This is a genomic window from Campylobacter concisus (genome assembly GCF_902460875.1).
GTDB lineage: Bacteria > Campylobacterota > Campylobacteria > Campylobacterales > Campylobacteraceae > Campylobacter_A > Campylobacter_A concisus_AA.
The window spans coordinates 24459-46025 of the sequence record NZ_CABPVR010000001.1; the positions used below are offsets into that span (position 1 = coordinate 24459).

General features: G+C 42.7%; 19 protein-coding genes, 2 tRNA genes and 1 pseudogene. 15 read left to right on the forward strand and 7 right to left on the reverse strand.

The window, feature by feature from the left end:
• The first annotated feature begins 227 nt into the window (after window positions 1-227).
• From F3H01_RS00140 to F3H01_RS00155, 4 genes are all read left to right on the forward strand, one after another.
• The gene (locus tag F3H01_RS00140) at window positions 228-797 is read left to right on the forward strand and encodes an adenylate kinase (RefSeq protein WP_072594772.1); all 570 of its coding nucleotides are present in this window, start codon (window positions 228-230) and stop codon (window positions 795-797) included.
• Window positions 798-904: 107 nt separating this feature from the next.
• Window positions 905-1219 (forward strand): NirD/YgiW/YdeI family stress tolerance protein, encoded by a 315-nt coding sequence (locus tag F3H01_RS00145; protein WP_316348817.1) that lies wholly within the window; start codon window positions 905-907, stop codon window positions 1217-1219.
• 92 nt (window positions 1220-1311) lie between these two features.
• Window positions 1312-1830: an inorganic diphosphatase gene (ppa, locus tag F3H01_RS00150; protein ID WP_021090924.1), complete on the forward strand. Its 519-nt coding sequence runs from the start codon at window positions 1312-1314 to the stop codon at window positions 1828-1830.
• Between the two features lie 123 nt (window positions 1831-1953).
• A tRNA-Ile gene (locus F3H01_RS00155) sits at window positions 1954-2030 on the forward strand.
• A 102-nt stretch (window positions 2031-2132) separates the two neighbouring features.
• Here F3H01_RS00155 and F3H01_RS09655 read toward each other — a convergent pair.
• Window positions 2133-2770 (reverse strand): annotated as a pseudogene (locus F3H01_RS09655) (M48 family metallopeptidase).
• Complete coding sequence (locus F3H01_RS00165) at window positions 2760-4037, reverse strand: type I restriction enzyme subunit R domain-containing protein (protein ID WP_223155293.1); 1278 nt, start codon at window positions 4035-4037, stop codon at window positions 2760-2762. The pseudogene F3H01_RS09655 and the gene F3H01_RS00165 overlap by 11 nt, the downstream one beginning before the upstream one ends.
• A gap of 400 nt (window positions 4038-4437) precedes the next feature.
• Here F3H01_RS00165 and fdhD point away from each other — a divergent pair, with 400 nt between their 5' ends.
• The 5 genes from fdhD to F3H01_RS00190 all read left to right on the forward strand — a co-directional run bounded on the left by fdhD (window position 4438) and on the right by F3H01_RS00190 (window position 8967).
• Window positions 4438-5220 (forward strand): formate dehydrogenase accessory sulfurtransferase FdhD, encoded by a 783-nt coding sequence (gene fdhD / locus F3H01_RS00170; RefSeq protein WP_149724441.1) that lies wholly within the window; start codon window positions 4438-4440, stop codon window positions 5218-5220.
• Window positions 5213-5980 carry a winged helix-turn-helix domain-containing protein gene (locus tag F3H01_RS00175; protein WP_149724442.1) on the forward strand — a complete coding sequence of 256 codons (768 nt, stop codon included), beginning with the start codon at window positions 5213-5215 and terminating at the stop codon, window positions 5978-5980. Before fdhD ends, F3H01_RS00175 begins: the two co-directional genes overlap by 8 nt.
• A 27-nt stretch (window positions 5981-6007) precedes the next feature.
• Window positions 6008-6196, forward strand: a complete 189-nt coding sequence (locus F3H01_RS00180) for a hypothetical protein (protein WP_004321084.1) — start codon at window positions 6008-6010, stop codon at window positions 6194-6196.
• Between the two features lie 182 nt (window positions 6197-6378).
• Complete coding sequence (locus F3H01_RS00185) at window positions 6379-7704, forward strand: aminotransferase class V-fold PLP-dependent enzyme (protein ID WP_149724443.1); 1326 nt, start codon at window positions 6379-6381, stop codon at window positions 7702-7704.
• 51 nt (window positions 7705-7755) lie between these two features.
• A complete protein-coding gene (locus F3H01_RS00190) occupies window positions 7756-8967 on the forward strand; it encodes a hypothetical protein (RefSeq protein WP_149724444.1) in 1212 nt (403 codons plus the stop codon).
• Between the two features lie 87 nt (window positions 8968-9054).
• Here F3H01_RS00190 and tupA read toward each other — a convergent pair whose 3' ends face one another.
• Complete coding sequence (gene tupA / locus F3H01_RS00195; protein ID WP_149724445.1) at window positions 9055-9873, reverse strand: tungstate ABC transporter substrate-binding protein TupA; 819 nt, start codon at window positions 9871-9873, stop codon at window positions 9055-9057.
• 74 nt (window positions 9874-9947) lie between these two features.
• Here tupA and tupB point away from each other — a divergent pair, with 74 nt between their 5' ends.
• The 6 genes from tupB (at window position 9948) to fdh3B (ending at window position 16379) form a co-directional block, all read left to right on the forward strand.
• Entirely contained in the window at window positions 9948-10640 is a 693-nt protein-coding gene (gene tupB / locus F3H01_RS00200; protein WP_149724446.1) for a tungstate ABC transporter permease TupB, read from the forward strand.
• A gap of 94 nt (window positions 10641-10734) precedes the next feature.
• The gene (tupC, locus tag F3H01_RS00205) at window positions 10735-11688 is read left to right on the forward strand and encodes a tungstate ABC transporter ATP-binding protein TupC (RefSeq protein ID WP_149724447.1); all 954 of its coding nucleotides are present in this window, start codon (window positions 10735-10737) and stop codon (window positions 11686-11688) included.
• Window positions 11689-11989: 301 nt separating this feature from the next.
• Complete coding sequence (locus F3H01_RS00210; protein WP_149724448.1) at window positions 11990-12715, forward strand: TorD/DmsD family molecular chaperone; 726 nt, start codon at window positions 11990-11992, stop codon at window positions 12713-12715.
• Window positions 12702-12878, forward strand: coding sequence for a twin-arginine translocation signal domain-containing protein (locus F3H01_RS00215; protein ID WP_009496297.1), 177 nt, complete (start codon window positions 12702-12704; stop codon window positions 12876-12878). Before F3H01_RS00210 ends, F3H01_RS00215 begins: the two co-directional genes overlap by 14 nt.
• A 47-nt stretch (window positions 12879-12925) precedes the next feature.
• Window positions 12926-15736 carry a molybdopterin-dependent oxidoreductase gene (locus F3H01_RS00225; protein ID WP_223155299.1) on the forward strand — a complete coding sequence of 937 codons (2811 nt, stop codon included), beginning with the start codon at window positions 12926-12928 and terminating at the stop codon, window positions 15734-15736.
• A gap of 1 nt (window position 15737) precedes the next feature.
• Window positions 15738-16379 carry a formate dehydrogenase FDH3 subunit beta gene (gene fdh3B, locus F3H01_RS00230; protein ID WP_072594742.1) on the forward strand — a complete coding sequence of 214 codons (642 nt, stop codon included), beginning with the start codon at window positions 15738-15740 and terminating at the stop codon, window positions 16377-16379.
• Window positions 16380-16578: 199 nt separating this feature from the next.
• Here the strand turns inward: fdh3B and F3H01_RS00235 are convergent, their stop codons facing one another.
• From F3H01_RS00235 to F3H01_RS00255, 4 genes are all read right to left on the reverse strand, one after another.
• A complete protein-coding gene (locus F3H01_RS00235; RefSeq protein WP_223155295.1) occupies window positions 16579-18822 on the reverse strand; it encodes a molybdopterin oxidoreductase family protein in 2244 nt (747 codons plus the stop codon).
• A 423-nt stretch (window positions 18823-19245) separates the two neighbouring features.
• Window positions 19246-20760 carry a coiled-coil domain-containing protein gene (locus F3H01_RS00245; protein WP_223155297.1) on the reverse strand — a complete coding sequence of 505 codons (1515 nt, stop codon included), beginning with the start codon at window positions 20758-20760 and terminating at the stop codon, window positions 19246-19248.
• Window positions 20761-20794: 34 nt separating this feature from the next.
• Complete coding sequence (locus F3H01_RS00250; RefSeq protein ID WP_084040956.1) at window positions 20795-21061, reverse strand: helix-turn-helix transcriptional regulator; 267 nt, start codon at window positions 21059-21061, stop codon at window positions 20795-20797.
• 333 nt (window positions 21062-21394) lie between these two features.
• Window positions 21395-21469 (reverse strand) — tRNA-Asn (locus tag F3H01_RS00255).
• Window positions 21470-21567 lie beyond the last annotated feature (98 nt).

Consider the following 21567-nt stretch of genomic DNA (forward strand, 5'->3'; position numbering starts at 1 on the left):
TTGTCTTTAGATATTTTTCTTAGACAAATTCCCGTCCTAAATTTAAATTTATAAAAAAGATGCCTCCGACTTGGCGGCTAATTAAATTAAAACTTGTCTAAGTATTTTGAGATGATTTTTGTGGTTGCGACGTAAAATTTTGCGCAGATAGAACGCTTAGTTCATCAAACTAAATTTTACTAGCTCCGCAAAAAGCGCTCAAAAGACAAAGCAATAAAAGGGAAAGAATGAAAAATTTATTTTTAATCATCGGCGCTCCAGGCAGCGGCAAAACAACAGACGCATCGATCATCGCACAGCATGATGAGAAATTTGCGCACTTTTCAACTGGCGATCTTTTAAGAGCTGAAGTCGCAAGTGGTAGCGAGCTTGGCAAACTAATAGACGGCTTTATCTCAAAAGGAAATTTGGTCCCGCTTGACGTCGTCGTAAATGCGATCGTCTCAGCCATCAAAAGCTCGAATAAATCAAACATCATAATCGACGGCTATCCAAGAAGCATTGAGCAAATGACTGAGCTTGACAAAGTCTTAAGCGAGCAAGATGAAATTTCTCTAAAAGGCGTCATCGAAGTGGATGTTAGCGAAGATGTAGCAAGAGCTAGAGTGCTTGGCCGTGCAAGAGGCGCTGATGATAATAACGAAGTCTTTAACAACCGCATGAAAGTATATCTTGATCCGATAGTGCCTATCCGCAAATTTTACAGCGAAAAAGAGCTACTTCACGTAGTAAATGGCGAGCGTGGCATAGACGAGATCGTAGCTGATATCAAAAATTTACTAGCTAAACTTTTATAAATTTACAGACCTTGCATAAAAATGTGCAAGGTTTTAAAACTTACTATCTATGATAACACCAAAAATGTAATATCCTTTAAATTTAACAATCAACCAAAAAGGATAAAATGAAAAAAATCTTCATCGCTTCACTGGCTGCTAGCATCGCAATGGCTGGAGGCTTTGTCTCAAATCACAAAAGCGAAAATGTTATAAGCTTAAAAGAGGCTTTAAAACTAAATGACGAAGCCAAAGTCGTACTTGAGGGCAAGATAAAGTCACACATCAAATCAGACAAATATGAATTTGTTGATAAAAATGGCGACACTATCGTTGTTGAGATCGACAATAACAAGTGGGGCAATGTAACAGCTAACGAAGACACGCTTTTAAGAATAAGAGGCGAGGTGGATAAAGACCTTACAAAACGAAGATCGACATAGATAGCGTAGAGGTTGTAAGGTAGTTAAATTTACGAGTATTTAATGCAAAAAATACTAAAATCACGAAAATTTCTAATAAAAAGGACAAATATATGGACGTTTCAAAGATCAAATTTGGCTCAAACCCAGATAAAATCAATGCCGTAATCGAAATACCTTATGGCTCAAATATCAAATACGAGATCGACAAAGATAGTGGTGCAGTTGTAGTTGATCGCGTGCTTTACTCAGCGATGTTCTACCCAGCAAACTATGGCTTTGTGCCAAATACACTTGCAGCTGATGGTGATCCAGCTGATATTTTGGTTCTAAATGAGTATCCACTCCAAGCTGGCAGCGTCATCCCTTGCCGCTTAATAGGCGTTTTGGTGATGGAAGATGAAGCAGGTATGGACGAGAAGCTTTTGGCTGTGCCAGTTACAAAGATCGATCCAAGATATGAAGCGATAAAAAGCTACGAAGATTTACCAGTTGCAACGCTAAATAAAATTAAAAATTTCTTTGAAACTTATAAAATTCTTGAGCCAAACAAATGGGTTAAAGTCAAAGAATTTAAAGACGCAAATGCTGCAAAAGAGATTTTAGACGCTGCAATAAAAAATTATAAATAATTTATAAGCCCTATTTTAGGGCTTTTCTTTTTAAATTTGTTCGTTTTATACTCCACGTAAAAAAGGCTATTTTTTATATTTAGATAAGCTTTTTCTTGTATAATACGATTTTCTTTCAACTGTGGGTTCATAGCTCAGTTGGTTAGAGCATCCGGCTCATAACCGGATGGTCCCAGGTTCGAGTCCTGGTGAACCCACCACCTACTTTATCAACACTAAAAAATTAAAAATTTTTCATCACTTTTCCTTAGATTTTAAAATACTAAAAAATGTTTAATAACCCAAAATTTAAGCCAAATTTTCTAAACTCTTTCTAAAATTTCCTTGCGTTTTTGCCAATCAGGCATATAAAGCGCTAGATAGTCATAAATGATTTAGATACAGCAGGTGAGCAAGCTCGTGAAATACAACATACTCGATGCATGCTTTTGGCTTTTTGATAAGCTCTATGTTTAAATTTATATATGATTTATAAGGGTTGCAACTCCCTCATCTTGTTTTCATCTGCCTTATTTTTATGCTTTTGATATCTTGTTTTACTATCTTGTTAAATTCTTGCAAGATATTAAAAAAGTATAACGTCGCCTTTTCATGATACCACTCATAGACTAAATTTTCTTTTCGCTCTAGGTCGCTTTTATCTTTCACAAAGAGCTCAAGATAGCCTCTTTGCAGCCTTACGCGCTCCTCTTTAGACTGCACCACTAACTTCGCCCAATATATTTAAAGTCCTCGCCGCTTACGTATTCTTTTTTACTCGTCTTAAACGAGGAAAAAAACGCGCGCTTTTGCGTTATCCATTTAGCTCTTTTTTTATGATAAATTTTATATGCTCATCGCTTGCCGTTTTTGGCGCCGTTAGGATCGCTTCGCCATTTGGTCTAACTTTTAAGGTGATGTTTTTCACCTCTTTTTTGATGATTTTTACCTTATTTAACATAAAAGCCTATCTCTATTCCACGGATAGTTTGGTAAATTTTCTCCTTCTCATCGATAGAAACGCCGTATTCGTCCTCTACCTCCCAAAGAGCGTCCTCCATAGCGCTTGTTATCTCATTTTCTACGTCTTTATTTTTGTGCCATTCTGGTTTTTTTGAGGCTTCTTCATAAATTTCATAAAATTTCACGCTCAAATTTTTAGCGACTACCTCAACATCCACAAGTTCCACATCTGCCAAAATGTCAAGCAAATTATCATAGATAGCAAATAAAATTTTCTTACCATTAAATTCTTTTGGATACCTATCTTCATTTGGCTTTAAAGCGCCAGTTATGAGGTCTTTTAGCAGTTTTGTTTTGGCAAGCTTTTCTTCCTCACTTAGCCTTTTTGCCTTATATTCGTCGATGATATCTTGTATTTGCTGCGCTATTGATTTATAAAATGCTGGATTTGAGTCCATTTTCTCTTTTACCACCGCACTTACGGCGCTGATGATCGTATCAGCCTTTGCGTTTTTACCCTCAACCCTTTGCACCTCATCGTCAAATTCCGTCTCAAAGATATTTACGAGTTTCGTAAGCTCATTAACCCCTTGTGCATTTACATAAGTATCGAGTAGTTTTTGCATCTGCGCTTCGTATTTGCCAAAGTCGCAAGCCTCATGATATCTTAGCTGCACAGCCTTTCTTAGCTCGTTATAAAATTTAACCCTCTGCTTATAAGCTTTGATCTCCTCTTCGCTTAATATGTCATAAATTTTCTCACTTGAAAGCGCTAGTTTAAACGCCCTAGCAAACTGTGATAGCCACTCTTTAAAGTCATCTCGTTTTTGCACGTCCTCTAAAACCGCCACGTAGCTCTCCAGATCATCTTTAAATTTCACGCCGCTAAAAAGATCGTCCAAATGAGCATAGTAAGTCTTAGCCTTTATTATCTCGCTTCTTACGTCTATCACAGCTCCAGTTATATCTTCTGCGTCAAAGCCGCTTAGCGAAGCATAGCTAGTAAGCGCCTGATCAAGCTCTCCTAAAAGCCCTCTATAGTCTATGATGTAGCCATAATCTTTTCCGTCGTAAAGCCTATTTACTCTAGCTATGGCTTGAAGCAAATTATGCTCTTTTAGCTGTTTATCTATATAAAGCGTGCTTGCTCTTGGCGCGTCAAAGCCTGTTAAAAGCTTATCCACGACGATGAGCAAATCTATCTCGTCGCCGTAAATAAATTTTAAGGGCTTTTTATATACGGTCGGCGTGTTTGAGTCATGCACGGGCTATATAACAGTAAAATACGGCTTGACAAAATTAGTTTTTTGACTCGACTCTATAATATAAATTTCCTTCTCGGTCTTACGTCAGGCCGCAAATTATATTTATGATTTTTCAAGATTTAACCTACATATGCGGCAAGTTATGTGCGATCTCGTTCTAGCCTTATGCTATTTTTTTATTATTCCTTCATTTCTTATGCAAATAATAGATAATGATAAAATCGTGGTCAAAAATATCTTAAGATATATGCTAAATTCGCATATACAAATCATCATCAGACACCGATAAAAACGCGCTAAAATACGTTTAAGTTTTTGCTTGATTTAAGCAATAATTCACTACAATCAAATCTTAAATTTAGATTTTCAAGCTATCATTTCGCAAAAATTAAGGAAAATTATGCAACCTATTTTTACGACCCAAATCACTAAATTTAAAGGCGCGCAAAAAAGCGCCGTTGATGATATTTTGGTGCGCGAGATCAAGCTTGAGATCTACATAAACGGCAAGCGTTTCGGCGCACTCATGGCGACTCCAACCGATCAGGAGGCTCTAGCTGCTGGCTACCTAATCAGCGAAAATTTGATCGCAAGTTCTGAGGATATCGAGAGCATAGAGCTTTCAAGCGACGCTTTAAGCGTGCGAGTAAAGGCTAAAATCAACGAAAAGCGCCTCGAGCAGTTTGACGAGGAAAAGGTGATAATAAGCGGCTGCGGGCGCAGCTCGACGGCAAACATCGACCCTGAGGCTATGGCGGCGCGCTCCATAAAGGCCGACGTCAAATTTAATAAGGATGAAATTTTGCGCCAGATGGGGCAGTTTTACACGCAGTGCGAGCTTTACGAGATGACTGGCTGCGTGCACACGGCTAAGCTTTTCGTGAACGGAGAGCAGTTTTACATCGGCGAGGATATCGCTCAGCATAACACCATAGACAAAGCCGTCGGCAAAGCTATACTAGCCGGCGCGCAGCTGCAAAATTCGTTTTTGATGGTGAGCGGCAGGCTCAGCTCCGAAATGGTCGCAAAAGCCGTCATGCACGGCATCCCAGTGCTCGTCTCGCGTACGGCTCCGACTAGTCTTGGCGTCGTGATAGCGCGTAAATTTAACCTAACGCTGTGCGGCTTTGCTCGCGGCGAAAACATAAACGTGTATAGCGGCGCAGAGAGAATCTATGAGTGAGCAAATCCGCGAACTGATAACAATACTGTTAAATCCAAAGGGCAGGCTAGACTGCGGCGCGGCGTTTAAGATCGCCGCAAAGCTAGGCGTAGAGATCGGGGAGGTTAGCGACGAGGCTGAAAAAATGGGCGTAAAGATCGACAACTGCGAGCTGGGACAGTTTGGCAGGCTAGAAAACGGACGCGGCAAATACACCGTGATGACGCAGCTAAAACAAATGACCGACGAAAAGGGCAGAATACTGTGCAAAGACGCTAGAGACGCAGCTGCGAGCGTGGGGCTAAAGACGATCCGCTCTACGCTAAAAGACTATAAAATCGACGTAAAATACTGCCAGCTGAGGTGTTTTAAGGAGAAAAAAGGAAAAAAGATGAGAGTAAAAACCAAAACTTGGATAGAAAACGACGAGGGCGAGCTGATATTCGGTAAGGGCAAAACCGAAGTCCTAGACGTCATCGCCGAGGTCGGCTCGATCTCAAAGGCCGCCGAAATCCTAGGAATGAACTATAAAAAATGCTGGACTCATCTGCAAATTTTGCAAAAAAATCTAAAAGAGGAGCTTTTTACGACTAGGCAAGGCGGCGGCGAAAATGCCGGTACGACGCTAAACGAGCGCGCGCATGAGCTCATAAACGCCTATAGACAGCTTCAAAACGACATCGAGGATTTTGCGGATAAGCGCTTTAAGGAGTTGTTTTTGAAAAAAGACGGCGAGAAAAATGACGCAACTAAAGACGACAAAAAAGATAAAAATAAATAAAACCACATCAAATTTAAGGGAGAAAAAATGTACGTAAAACTAAACGATAGGGTCTATCTAAACAAAGATAAGATCACCAGAGTAAAGGTAGATAGCGTCCAAGACGGTATCAGGATCCGCTTCTACGAGGGGCAAAATCAAGTCGCTAAAAGCGGACGCTTTGAAACCGAAGCAAAAGCTATCGAGTGGCTAGAGAAAAATTTTATAAACAAATAATAAAATGGTCGTGAGCCTCTGTGGCTCGCGCTTCTGTGCTTTATCAAGTTAAATTTGCCGCTTTGCGGTTAAATTTAGCTTGTTCAAATTTAACCTCCAAATTTACTAAATCATTTCCACCGCAAAAGCCCTAAATTTGCGAAAATTTACTATAATTACCGCATCAAATTTAAAGAGTAAAAATGCTAAATTTAGACGAAATACGAAAAAATATCATACTAAAACAAGGCGTGCACTATTTTGATTTCGCGGCTTCGGGGCTTGCCTACGAGCCCGTAGAGCGCGAGATAGCGGAGGTACTCAAAACCTACGCCAACACCCACTCCGATAGTAGCTCCAGCGCCATCATCACGCAGCGGCGCTACGAGGACGCGAGAGAGAGCCTTAAAAAGCTGCTGGGGCTTGACGAGCGGTTTTGTCTCATCGCCTGCGGACAGGGCGCGACGGCCGCGATCAAGAAATTTCAGGAGCTGCTCGGCATCTACCTGCCGCCTGCGACCAGAGGCGCGATCGGCGAGGCAAATTTACGCGCCGCGCAGCTTCCGCTCGTGCTCGTTTCGCCATACGAACACCACTCAAACGAGCTTAGCTTCCGCGAGGGGCTTTGCGACTACCTGCGCGTGCCGCTTAGCGAGGGCGGCGAGATCGATTTGCTCGCACTTGAGCGCATCCTAAAGCTAAATACGGGACGCCGCATCATCGGCTCGTTTAGCGCTGCCTCAAACGTCACTGGCGTCGTTAGCGATTATAAAAAGATCAGCGAGCTAATCAGAGCTGCGGGTGGCATCGTGGCCTTTGACTGCGCGGCGCTGAGCTCGCACGCAAATTTAGATTGCGATTACTTTGACGCGATTTTCCTCTCGCCGCATAAATTGCTCGGCGGACCTGCTAGCTGCGGGCTTTTGGCGATCAAAAAGGAGCTGTTTAACAGCGACGTACCGACCTTTGCCGCGGGCGGGACGGTCGCCTACGCTAACCGCGAGGGCCACGTGTTTTTGAAAAATCCCGAGCAGCTAGAAGAAGGCGGTACGCCGCCTATTATCGGGCTTATGCGGGCAAATTTGGCATATGCGCTGCGAAACGAGGTGGGCTTCGAGCAAATAAAAAGCGCCGAGGACGAGCTAGCGCGGCTTTTTGAGAGCGAGCTAGCGGGCATTGATGAGATCATAAACTACGCTCCAAAGGGCGCGCCGCGGCTGCCGATTTTTTCGTTTAACATTCGCGGCGTATCGGCTTATGATTTCGCCGCGAGCCTTAGTAATGACTTTAGTATCCAGACGCGTGCGGGCGTGATGTGCGCGGGCCCGTATGCTCACGATCTGCTGGGTATCAAGGAGGGGCGCATGCCAGAAAGCAAACCGGGATTCGTGCGCGTGAGCCTGCACTACACGCACACCGAGCAAGACGTGCTATATCTAGTTGGCGCGATAAAATCCTGTATCAAAAAGCACCGCGAGCTTTGGGGCGAGGAAAAGGCGATGTATGAGATGTTCGGCGGGAAAATTTAGCTTTACAATAGTGGTTAAACGGAAGTAAATAAGTTTAAGGAAATATAATAAATGAAAATTCAAATAATATCTTACTCCACAATATTTAAAATAAATGATCCGCACATATTTTGTACTATTAGCACTTTTGAACGTCCTAAGAGTTTTGATGAATTTGATATAAATGTTATAGATTTAAATAGTCCTAACTTATGGAGTTTCAGTCTTGAAGACCAAAAATGCAACAGGGCCATATATTGTATTAAAACATTAAAAGAAATTATGGAGAACTCTAAAAAAAGCATGTCTATCATATTAATGCCTGCGAACACAAAAGTATCATTGCTTCGTTCTGGAGGCTTAACTGCTCAAACTATTTTAATTAAAGATATTATCAAGCAAATTAATTATGAACTATGCGAATTAACCTTGTCTTATGCGCGGCTAAGATATGAAATAAGTACAACAACCATAGACGAACAGGATTTTTATTCGGATTTTGTATTTGACGATGTAGATTACGAAACTATCAAGCGGTCTAATGGTGGTAAAAGCACAATAATAAAATATAATGAAAGACTATATTCTACTACCCTTCTCATAAAAAATACAGCCAACGATTTAGGAATTTTAATATCATTTATTCTTTCTAGATTTAAAAAATCCGATATTCCTGATTGGTTTAACAGTTTGGAATACTTTGATGATGCTGCGTTAAAAAATAAGCGTAGTGAATTATTGGATATGTATCGGCAAATTAAAAATATAGACGGGCAAATTGATAAAAATAATAGATTTAAATCAATCCTATATTCAACAGGAGATGAGCTAGTTGGTGTAGTGAAGGAAATTTTAGTAGATATTTTCAAACTAACAGACAGTCATTTTACAGATGTGAAAAAAGAAGATTTTAGATTCGAATTTGAAGATGTTAACTTTATGGTAGAGATAAAGGGAATAAATACAAACGTCAAAAATAGCAATATAGCACAGTGCAAGAAACACGTAACTGATTTAATAGCCGAAGACGATACCAAGTCTCCTGGCAATGTAAAAGGCCTGCTAATAGTTAACCCTCAACGCGACATAGAGCCTGGCAAAAGGGAGCCGATACATGCCAATCAAATAAGCTATGCAAAAAGTGAAGGTATATTAATAATAGCGACTTTAGAATTACTAAAATTATATCAAGCATACACTAAAGACGAAGTTGTTAGTAATAAATGTTTTGAGACGTTTAAAAATAACGTCGGAGAGTTTAAATTTGAAGAAGAGGCAAAATAAATTTTGATTTATAAAAAGGGCGCAAAGCGCGCCCGAATCACGCAAATTTAAGCCATAAATTCGACTCAAATTTGCGCGTAAATAAAATTAGTTTTTGCGACTGTTTGCGTCAGGCGTGAAAAGCGGCTTATCTAGCAGCTTAAAGTCACCTATAAATTTCTGACCCTCTTCGCTTGTAGCCCATTTTATGAATTTCTCTGCATTTTCGATGTCAGTTTTAGGGCAGTGTTTTGGATTTACTGCGATTAGAGAGTAGAAGTTTTTAAGATCGTTGTCGCCCTCGTTGATGATAACCATCTCAGGATGACCTTTTTGGTTTGCTTCATATTTAATGTAAGTACCGCGGTCAGTAAATGTAACGCCTTTTTGCTCAGCAGCAGCATTTATCGTAGCTAGCATGCCTTGACCTGTTTGCATATACCAGCTATCTTTTTCAGGGACTTCACCAGCGATCTTTTTCCAGATGCCTTTTTCTTTATTGTCTGTGCCTGATTTATCGCCACGTGAGAAGAATTTGATACCATCTTTTTTGATAAGTTCAAAGCTCTCTTTTATATCTTTACCTTTAAATTTATCAGCGATAGACTTGTCAGCGATAACGACAAAGTCATTATACATTACGGCATTTCTTTTTAAGCCAAAACCTTTTTCTACAAATTCTTTCTCAACTTTTGGTGAGTGAACGAAAAGTATGTCAGCGTTGCAGTCTTCGCCAAGCTTTAGTGCAGCGCCTGTGCCAACAGCTGTCCATTTTATATCAACGCCTGTTTTTGCCTTATAAACTGGATAGATCGCGTCAAGCAAGCCAGTGTTATCTGTACTTGTTGTAGTCGCCATGATTAGTTCATTATCAGCGCCAAACGCCAAAACTGCGGCTGCTAGTGAGCCTAAAATAATCTTTTTCATTTTTCTCCTTTAAAAAAATTGTGATATTATAGCATATTTAAAATAATCTTAAGAAATATGCTAGGAAAGAATAATTGGATTTTTTACTTCACGGCTTTGCAGAAGCCTTTAATCTACTTTTAAACGGCAATCGTGAAACATATTCAGCCATCAAAGCTACCCTTTACACATCAAGCGTATCGATACTTTTTGCCGTTCTTATAGGCTTTCCACTTGGTTTTTCGCTTGGATTTTACGACTTTAAGGGCCGCAAAATTTTACGCCTTCTAAGTGACACAGCTCTTGCCATGCCGACGGTTGCGATCGGGCTTATTTTGTATGCATTTATCACGCGAAACGGCCCGTTTGGCGAGTTTGGGCTACTTTTTACTCTAAAGGCTGTGATGCTGGGGCAGTTCGTGCTAGCTTTACCCATCATCATCTCGCTAAGCGCTAGCGTCGTGGAAAATATAGACAAAAAGCACTATCTAACGATCTTAAATTTACGCCTGAGCGCACCGCGGCTAGTGGGCTGCGTGCTTTACGAGCTGAGGTATGCTCTGATGGTGGTCGTAGCGACGGCGTACGGGCGCATCGTGGCTGAGGTCGGCGTGGCGATGATGATCGGCGGAAATATCAAATATTTTACCCGCACGATCACGACCGCGGTGTCGCTAGAGACGAACAAGGGCGAGTTTGCGATGGGTATCGCGCTAGCTTTGGTGCTTATCTTTATCGCATTTGCGGTAAATTTGGCGATACATGCGCTAAAAAGGCTTAATAGATGAAATTTGATAAATTTAGAAATTTTACGATCGCAAAAAGCGGGCTGGGCGCGTCAAATTTGAGCCCTTTGTTTAAATTTAACGGTAAAGGCGCAAAGTGATAAACGTTAGAAATTTACGCCTAAACTACGGCGCGAACGAGATTTTAAATATCCCGCGCCTTGATATCGACGTCGCCAAAATCACCGCGCTAACGGGCAGCAACGGCAGCGGCAAAAGCACGCTGATGCGAGTGATGTCGTTTTTGCAAAAGCCAACTAGCGGCGAAGTGCGGCTGTGGGGAAGCAGCGCGCCTAGTCTAAATTTACTGCGCGACGTTAGCGTTTTGCTACCAGAGCCCGCGCTTTTAAAACGCTCCGTGAGGGAAAATTTTAAAGCCGTCTTAAAAAGCCGCGGAGTGCTAGGGGAATTTGACGAGCGAGCGAGCGAGGCGTTAAATTTGGTCGGGCTTGACGAGAGTTTTTTAAACAAGCGCCACTTTGAGCTAAGCTCCGGGCAGACACAGCGCGTTAGCTTTGCGTTAAATTTGGCGCTCAGATCGCGTCTTTATCTACTCGACGAGCCGACAAATAGCGTGGACGTGGGCACGTCAAAGCTTTTCGGCAAGGCGGTGCTTTACATGCGGCAAAGATACGGCTGCGGCTTTGTGATCGCTAGCCACGACGACAAATGGCTAAGCGCGGTCGCCGAAGAAAACGTCTTTTTACACAAGGGCCGCGTGTGCGAATTTGAATACAAAAATGTATTTGACTCGCGGGACGGGGTTTTAAAATTTGACGAAAATGCGAGCGTAAATTTGCCGCAAAATTTACGTAACGCCGTAAAGATCGCCGTAAATCCAAGCAAAATAACGCTAAGCAAAACGCCGATAGATGGGTATTTGGGCGGCATCTTGCACTCGGTTTCGCTCTATCTTGGCAAAGAGCTTTTGGTGAAAATCAAAGTCGGCGACTTTTTGATTAAAACGCTGGCGCCTAATTCGCAAAATTTTAACGTCGGCGAAAATATTTATTTTAAATTTGACGAGGAAGCGTTTTTGGGGCTTGAGTGAGCCCAGAAATTTTGCAAATTTCGCTTCAAATTTTAAATTTAGGCTCGTTTAACGCCCGTTAAAAGAGCCTAGTTAAAAGTAAATATCAAAATGAAGCGTAAATGCAATATATATGCGGAAATTTCATATTTATTTTATCCCCTAAAATTCGCCGTAAGTAATATGCAACTAAGGCATATTTAAGCATATATTAATTTTTTTAATTTATTTTTTTTTAAGTATAAGAAATAAGCCAAAAAGTAGTATAGTTTCACGATCGAGAAAAATCTCAAAAAACAGATAAAAATGATAAAGGAAGGCAATGACTAGCAAGGGCGAATTTGCAGCCGGACGCGGGCTTTACTACTCGCTGTTTTTGCGTTTTTTCGTTTTTAGTCAAGGCGCGGATAGATTTGCAGGTGTAAACGCGATGCTAGGCCTTGCCGCAGCGCACGCTCTAAACGAGGAATCGGCCGCTGCCATAATGCGCATACAGGCAAAATTCGACGAGAAAAATCCGCAAAATTTAGTGGATGAATTCGATGAAATTTTCCACGCTCCGCCAAGTCCGCTTAGAAACTCGCTGTCGTACTACGACGAGGGTTATGAGGTCGGGCATGCCTGCGCGAAAGTGCGTAAAATTTTAGCCCGCACCGACCTTAGACGCGACGAGGCTAAATTTAAAGAAAACGAAGACAACGTGGGCTTTGTATTTGCGCTGATGAGTGAATTTATCGCGCGAGAGAGCGAGCTGGAGCTATACGGCGAGCTTGAGGAGCAGCTTTTTAAAGAGGTCATAAATCCAAACATCGATGAGTTTATAGAGAGTCTTTTTAATCACAAAAGTAGCGAAATTTACAAAGACGTCGCGGTACTACTGCAAGGATTTATCGAGTTTGAGCGCGTAGTTTTAAGCGCGCCGCGTCCTATAAATCACGGCAAAAACAAAAAGACTTTGGACGGAGTTTCAAGATCTGAGGCTATAAGAAGACAAAAAAACCGAGTGAGAAAGCTAAAAGCTATGGAGGAAGAAAATGCAAAAAAATAGGCGAGAATTTTTAAAAAAGGCGGGGCTAGTCGGAGCTGTAGCGGCTACGGCCGGAGTAGCGACGGCAGCGGCGTCAAACCTAAAATACGGCAAAAGCAAAAAGACCGAAGTGCTTTATAAAAGAAGCAAAAACTGGGATCTATACTACGAACAAGCAAAATAATAAAAATTTAAGAAAGGATAAATATGTCTGAGGCAAATTTACGTCTTATGCCCCACTCAAACGCAGTCGGGCGAAGATCGTTTTTAAAAATGGCCGCGCTAGCGGGCGTAGCGGGCGGCATGAGCGGACTGGCCGCTAGCGGCGTAACCAGAAGTGCGACCAAAGAAGAGATGGCAAATCCGTTTCCTAACTCTAAAATCGTAAAAACTGTTTGTACGGTTTGCTCCGTTGGATGCGGAGTGCGGGCCGAGGTAGAAAACGGCGTTTGGGTGCGCCAAGAAGTAGCCCAAGATCACCCGGTAAGCGCGGGCGGCCACTGCTGTAAGGGCAGCGACGTCATCGATATGGTGCGCTCTCACTGCCGCGTAAAATACCCGATGAAAAAAGCAGGCGGCAAATGGAAACGCATCAGCTACAAAGAGGCTCTCGACGAGATCGGCGCCAAACTAAAGGCGTATCGCGAGAAAAATCCAGAGCAAGTAATGTTTCTAGGCTCTGCAAAAGATTGCAACGAACAAAGCTATTATATAAGCAAATTCGTAGCGATGTTCGGGACTAATAATCTAGATCACCAAGCACGTCTTTGACACAGCTCTACAGTCGCCGGTGTGGCGAATACTTGGGGTTACGGAGCTATGACCAATCATCTTGGAGATATCCAAAACGCGAAGTCTATCTTTATAGTGGGCGCAAATCCGGCGGTAAACCACCCGGTTGGCTTTAGGCATTTTCTAAAAGCGAAGGAAAATAACGGCGCAAAGCTAATCGTGGTCGATCCAAGATACACAAGAACCGCGGCAAAGGCTGATTATTTCGCTCAAATTCGCACCGGCACGGATATACCTTTTATGTACGGCATGATGAATATCATATTTCAAAACGGCTGGGAAGATAAGGAATTTATAAACGACCGCGTCTACGGTATGGATCTAATCCGCGAAGAGGCTGCCAAATGGACGCCTGAAGTCGTAGCAGATGTTTGCGGAATCAAAAAAGAGACGCTTCTTGAGATAACCGAAGTTTACGCTAAAAATCGCCCGGGATCGGTCGTTTGGGCGATGGGTCTAACTCAACACACCATAGGCAGCTCAAATACCCGTATCGCTCCGATCCTGCAACTAGTGCTAGGAAATATGGGCGTTAGCGGCGGCGGCTGTAATATCCTTCGCGGCCACGACAACGTTCAAGGCGCGACGGATATGGCGAATTTGCCGACCGAGTTACCCGGATACTATCCAAAAAACGAAGCCAACTGGAAATACTTCGCTAAGATGTGGAAGGTCGATTTTGAATGGCTCCAAAAGAATTTCGTTAAGCCTGAAATGATGTTTAAACCCGGATTTACGCTATCAAAATGGTGGGCGGGCGTGCTTGACGGTAAAAACGGCAACGAAGCCGTAGATAATGCCGGCGACAGTATAAAAGCCTTAGTGGTAATCGGCAACGGTATCACATCAACCGCGCAACAAGTAAAAGTAAAAGAAGGCCTAGATGCGCTTGAGCTTTTAGTGCTGGTAGATCCTTTCGTAAACGATGCCGGCGTGATAACTGACAAAAAAGACGACGTCTATATACTGCCTGCGGCGACGCAGTTTGAAACTAGCGGTACGGTCGTAGCCACAAACCGCAGCGGCCAGTGGAGAAGCCAGGTCGTAGAGCCGCTTTTTGAGAGTATGCCCGATCACGAAATTTTATTCGAGCTTGCCAAAAGGCTAGGCTACTATGACGAGCTAACGCGCACGATCAGAGACGCTGAAGGCAAGATTGAGTGGCCTGAAGTCGCTACTCGCGAGATCGCAAATATAGTTAAAACTATCGGCATGACGGGTTGGACTCCGGAAAGGCTCAAAAAGCACCAAGAAAACTGGGATAAATTTGACGAAAAAACAAGCCTAGGAAAACCGGGCACCGTAGTTGAAGGCGAGTACTACGGTCTACCGTGGCCTTGCTGGACGGAGGATCATCCGGGCAGCCCGATACTTTACGATATAAACAAATCCGTTAGGCAAGGCGGTATGGGTTTTAGAAACCGCTTCGGCTTAGAGCATAACGGAGTTAGCCAATTAGCCGCAGACGGTAGCGCGCCCGTAGATTCGTTTGTTAAGGGCGGATATCCGGAGATCAAAAAAGATAACATCGAAAAGGTGCTAGGCATCACGCTAACCGAGGATGAAAAAGCCAAAATAGGCGGCAGCTGGATACATGACGATAGTAATATCATCGCTAAAAAATGCATGGAGAAAAACATCGCTCCGTATGGCAACGCGCGAGCTAGGACGATCGTTTGGACTTTTGCGGATCAAATTCCTCTTCACAGAGAGCCGCTGCATACGCCTAGATTTGATCTAGCGCAGAAGTATCCGAGCTTTGAGGATAAGAAACTTCAAAACCGCGTCGATACAAAATTTAAATCCGTCCAGCTAGCAAAGGACTACTCAAAAGAATTTCCTATTATCCTCACGACGGCTCGCCTCGTAAATTTTAGCGGCGCGGGCATGGAGACGAGAGCTAGTATGTATCTAAGCCGCTTGACGCCTGAGATGTTTGCGGATATCCACCCTGAACTTGCGACTAAACACGGCATTAAAAACTGGGATTTCATCTGGGTTCATTCGCCTGAAGGTACTAAGGTTAAGGTGCGCGCCAGAGTGGTACCGTCCGTTAAACCCGACACCATCTTTATGCCGTTTCATTATGCGGGTTATATGCAAGGCGTTGATATGACGGGTAATTTCCCGGAAGGCACCAAGCCTTATGCGGTAGGCGAGAGCGCAAATACCGTCACTAACTATGGATATGATATAAACACTCAGATTCCTGAAACCAAAAGCGGTCTATGCCGCATAGAAAAGGCGTAAAATGAGCGAATTTAATGACAACAATAGACTTAAATTTTACTGCGACGACGATAGATGCATCGACTGTAACGGCTGTGCGGTAGCTTGCGACGAGGCTCACGAGCTACCTCTTGGCATCCGCCGCCGCCGCGTCATCACGCTAAACGAAGGCGTACCCGGTAAGGAAATATCAACCTCGATAGCCTGCATGCACTGCGAGGACGCGCCGTGTTCGCTGGTTTGCCCGGTTGATTGTTTTTATATCAGAGCCGACGGCGTAGTGCTACACGACAAAGATATCTGCATCGGCTGCGGATACTGCCTATACGCGTGTCCGTTCGGCGCGCCTCAGTTCCCGCGCGAGGGAGTGTTTGGCGCCAAAGGCTCGATGGATAAGTGCACGATGTGTGCAGGCGGTCCGCTACCGACAAATAGCGAAGCCGAGCGCGAAGAGTACGGCCAGGATAGAATTTCCGAAGGCAAAGTGCCGGTTTGTGCCGCAATGTGCTCGACAAAGGCGCTGCTAGTAGGCGAATCTGCAATGATAGAAAAAATCTACGGCGATAGGGTCAAGGCACGCGGCTACGGCTTTAAAGACCTAAAGCAAACTCTGACTTGGAAGCTCGCCTACTATGCTGGCGATAGGCTTAAAATAAAATCTTAAAATTTAGCTCGCTCTTGCCGAGATTGCGGGGGCGAGTAATCTCATCAAATTTGACATGGTTTGGCTGCGTCAAATTTGACTCACACTTCTTTGATTTCATTAAATTTTACATGGTAGTTCGTCAAATTTGAATGCAGGCAAATTTAAAATAAAAATGGATAAATTTTAGCAGAAAAAAGGGCGGTCTCCCGCCCTAAATTTACGCTCTAACAGGCGACAAATACGGATTTGCCGAGTGCATCGACATCTCGTTTTGCTCTCTAAATTTGATAAATTCCTCTTCGCTTAGACGCCTGATGTTTGCTATCGTCATCTTTAGCGGCGTGATGCCTGAGAGCGGATCGGGATCGCCGGCGTTGGCTAGCTCGTTACCGTCGGCCTCGCTATAGTGGAAGGTCGTAAATATCGTGCCTTCTTTTAGATCTGGATTTACGCGTAGTTTGGCTGCGATCTGGCCGCGTTTGTTTTGTACGAGCGCGTAGCAGCCCTCCTCTAGCTCCCTCTCGCGAGCGATATCGGGACTCACCTCTATGAGCGCGCCCTCGATGCCAGCACCGTATTCAAGAGCCGGACACTCTCTAGTCATAGTACCCGTGTGGTAGTGATAGACCTTGCGTCCGGTCGTAAATAGGCACGGATATACCTCGTCGGGCACTTCGCTAAGCGCGCCGCTACCGACCGGATAGCCCTCCGGGATATTCATCTTGGCTCTAAATTCGGCTTCTGCTTTTGCGCGTTCGTTTTTATCGTCTAAGTAAAGCACCGGCGCAAAGCGGAATTTACCGCCCGGCAGCATGGACTTGTGATCTGCGTAAAGCACGGGCGTACCTGGATGCTCCTCGTCCGGGCATGGCCAGCTGATACCGCCTAGTTTGCCTAGTCTATAGTAGCTGATACCGCCAAAAAATTTAGGCATAAGCTCCCTTAGCTCGTTCCAAATTTGCTCAGGGCTCGCAAAATCAAACCCCTCTAGCCCCATGCGGTTTGCGATGTTGCAAACGACTTTCCAGTCAGGCTCCACGCCGCTAACGGGCTCGCTAGCCTTTCGCGTGCGTTGGACGCGGCGAGAGGTGTTGATAAAGGTTCCGTCCTTTTCGCCCCAGCCAGCGGCAGGTAATACGACGTCGGCCTTGTGCGCGCTTTCTGTGAAAAACAAATCCTGCACTATAAAGCAGTCTAGATGATGCACGGCGTGGGCGAAGTGCTCGGTCCAAGGGTCGCTCATTACAGGGTTTTCGCCGTAGACGTAGAGGACTTTTAGCTCGCCGCTATCCATTTTATCCGGCGCTTGCGTTAGCTTAAAGCCCGGAACCGGATTTAGCTCAAAGTGCCATACTTTGCGCGCTTGCTCCTGTGCATAAGGGCTATTTACCGCGCCGGCCGGGATGACGTTAGGCAGCGCACCCATATCGCATGCGCCTTGGACGTTGTTTTGACCGCGCAGAGGATTTACGCCCGCACCCTTTTTGCCTAAATTTCCGGTTAAAACGGCTAAATTTGATAGCGAAAATACGTTTGACGTGCCGTCGCTAAACTGCGTGATACCCATCGTGTAACAAATCGCCGCCGCGCCTGCTTTAGCATACATTCTAGCTGCCTCTATGATGAGCTCTTTTTTTATACCGGTTTCTCGCTCGAAACGCTCAGGCGTAAAGTCCTTAACCGCTTCTTTTAGATATTCAAATCCCTCGGAGTACTTCTCAATAAACTCGCTATCTTGCAAATTTTCGGCGATGATTACGTGCATCATCGTATTTAGCGTTTTGATATTCGCTCCGATCGGGATTTGCAAGAAAATATCGGCTTTTTTAGCCATATCGGTGCGCTTTGGATCTACGACGATCATCTTTGCGCCGCGCTGAAGGCCGCGCTGCATCTGCATAGCGATGATCGGGTGGCACTCGCTCGTGTTGGTACCGATGAGTAAAAATACGTCCGTGTCGGTCGCAAATTCGACCAAATCATTAGTCATCGTTCCGTTTCCTAGCGTGCTGGCAAGACCTGCCACTGTAGGAGCGTGTCAAAGACGGGCGCAGTGATCGACGTTGTTGCTGCCCTGGGCGCGGAAAAATTTCTGGAAAACGTAGTTGTCTTCGTTATTTGAACGCGCAGAGCTAAAGCCCATGATCGAGCTTGGGCCGTATTTTTCGACGGTGGATTTAAATTTATCCGCGAGGAAATCATAAACCTCCTCAAAACTCACTTCTTCAAGCTCTCCGCGCTTGTCGTAGACGCCGTTTAGTTTTCTCATCATCGGTCGGCTTAAGCGTTTAGGAGAGTTTACAAACTCCCATCCGAACATTCCTTTTAAGCAAAGCTCGCCATCGTTTACGTGGTGGTCTTTGCTAGGTTTGGCGTCTACGATTCTACCGTTTCGCACGATAAGATCGATGCCGCAGCCCGTACCGCAATATGGACAGGTGGTCTTTACGATCTCTTCCATTTTTGATCCTTTCTGGTATTACTGAAAATTATGAGATTATTATACAACTGCAAATGTAAATTTAGTTTTAAAATTAGTATATTTTTTTAAGAATTATTTAAGTAATATGCAAATTTAGCATATTACTCTTTTGGCTAAATTTGTCTTTAAAATCGTATTTTGAAAGCAAAATCACATATTGGTCATTTTGATAAAATTTGTCCTACCGGTACTACTCTATAATAATCTATTAAAGATTCCTCGCTGCCGATAACTTGCTTATATCTCCATCCCATCCCTACTATACATCTTGCCTTTTATCTCATTTTTTACCTCATTTGGTTCGTCATCCAGCAACCTGCTAAAATTCGGTATTAGATTGCTTATTTTTGAGATAAAATTAATAACCTTCGTTTTAAAGTTTTCTAATACAGCTAACTTATCCTATAAATTTTCTATCGTTTCGTATTTAACTTTTGCTTCTTCTTCTAGCTCAGATATTCTTTGAACTTTGCCATTTATAGAAGTTTGTAGTTTAACGATTTGTAGTAGCTTGCTTTCATTGTCTTCCTTTAAGGCATTCTCGTTACTTAACGACGCCTCCAGCTCTTCGTTTCTTTGTTTCAAAGACTGATTTGTTTTTTCTTTGCTTTCTAGATCTGTATTAGCTTCTTCGAGCTTGCTTTGTAGGGCATCGCTTTGGTCGGCTTTTTGTTTTAGTTTATCTATTTGCGCTATATCAGCTTCAATATTTTCTAATCGGCTTTTTAATTTATTGTTTTCATCTTCTTTTTGGATTAGCTCGGCCGAGAGGTTGCTTATTTGCAAATTCCTATCTTTTATAATATTGTCTTGATTGTTTAGGTTCGCGTTAATCTCTTTTAGATTTTTATTTTCTTGGATTAGATTTTCATTGGATTGATCCAGCTCGTTATTTTTTGCAATTATCTCACCCTTGTTTATTAGTTGATTCGTTAGCTCGTAAACCCTTTGTTTTAGTTCTACGTCGGTAACTATACTTATATTATTTTGCATTTGATCTAATACTAAATTCGTAAGACTCGTTATAAAAGTCTTATCGTCCTCGATTTCCAATCTCAAATAGTCTTTGCCGAACATAGACTCTTTCTTTTTTATATACTTTCTTGCTTCATCGACTATGGATTGTCTAATTTTATTTTTAAACTTTTGCTCATTACTATACTCTTTTTCGGTTTTGTGCATTTGTTTTATATTTTTATGCCTCATCTTAGAGCCTAGCTCGCCGCGCAATGCTATGCCCTTAAACGCCGCCCCTCCCATTTCTTGCATACTTCTGCCGAATTTTAGCGTTTCGTCCTTGCCGTTAAACCTAAGATTTTTATGGTTTTCAAATTGGTAATTCGTAAAAATAAGCTGATAATGCTTAGTTTTCTCATCGTTGTGCTCAGCGATTAGCAGGCATTTAACGCCGTATTTAGCGCAATAATCGTTTGCAAATCTTCTAACTCTGTCGAGCGAGACCTGAGCGTTGATAAAATTTACTTCGGTTTTATTTAGCCCTTCTTTGGATTCTTTATTCCGATCGGTGCCGAAACTTATGACTATTTCGGAAAACCCGACCATATTTTCTCGCCAACGATTCTTTACCACCTTGCCGTTTTTATAGATTTTAGTTTGGGCTTCGTAGTCGGCCTTCATTTTTTCGTGGTATTTTTTCAAGAGTGCTTTTATATACTTTCTATCGCTAAATTCCCTATCGCTATTAGGCATCTCTCGCATATTGCCGTTATCGTTATATTCGCTAAGCACTATGTATCTATTATTACGGCTGTTGCCTCTAAGATATCCGATCTTAGAGGCGTGCTTAACCTCTCTAACATTGTGCTCATACCTTATAATAGCCTTTTTGAGCGTTAAGAATTCGCTTCTTACACAAAGAACTAGGCTGTGTCCGCCTGTTTGAAGAGCATCACTCATTTTTAGTCCTTTTCTTTATTATCTACTATAGAAATTAAGAGCATGTTTTAACCCTTTTTTGAAAAATATAAGTCGCAATGTCCGTTATCGCAAACGCTATGCGAGAATTCTTTGCATCTCCCATCTTTATATAACGCGGAATATCTCTGCCCTGCGATATACGAAGATCAAGAGTAGATACGCCGATGCCAAGAACCCCTGCGGTTTGCTTTCTGTCTAGAACTACCTTTCCTTTATATTGGCTAGATATGTGCTCAAGAAGCGTTTTGTACTCTACATCGTTATATAGTTCGTTAAGCATCCCATTTTCTCCTTATGCTTATTCTTATATAACTAATTATATGTACTTTTCATTTACTCTTGCTATTTTGAGTAGTTTTTGGATAGTTTTTGAAAAATTTTTAATACCCTATGATTCCTTAGGGTATTTTAGAGTAATTTAGGATAAAAAATGTTTTCTTGTTTTTAAAAACAAAAATAAAGCATCTTAGATTGACTTAGAAAACATGGCGAGAAATTGGAATATTAAAAAATTTCGGGAACAAATAGGGAACAAATTTTATAAAACTAAGAAAACTTAAAGCTCTTGAAACATTGTAAAAATCGGGGTTTTAAAAGGATTTTTGAATATAAATGGCTCCGGATGCTGGGTTCGAACCAGCGACCAAGTGATTAACAGTCACCTACTCTACCGCTGAGCTAATCCGGAACACTTGAAAAGAGCTCGTATTATAGACGAAAAGATATATTTTGTCAATAAATTCTAGCTTAATTTGGAAAAAATCGTACAGAGCCCAATAAATTTTT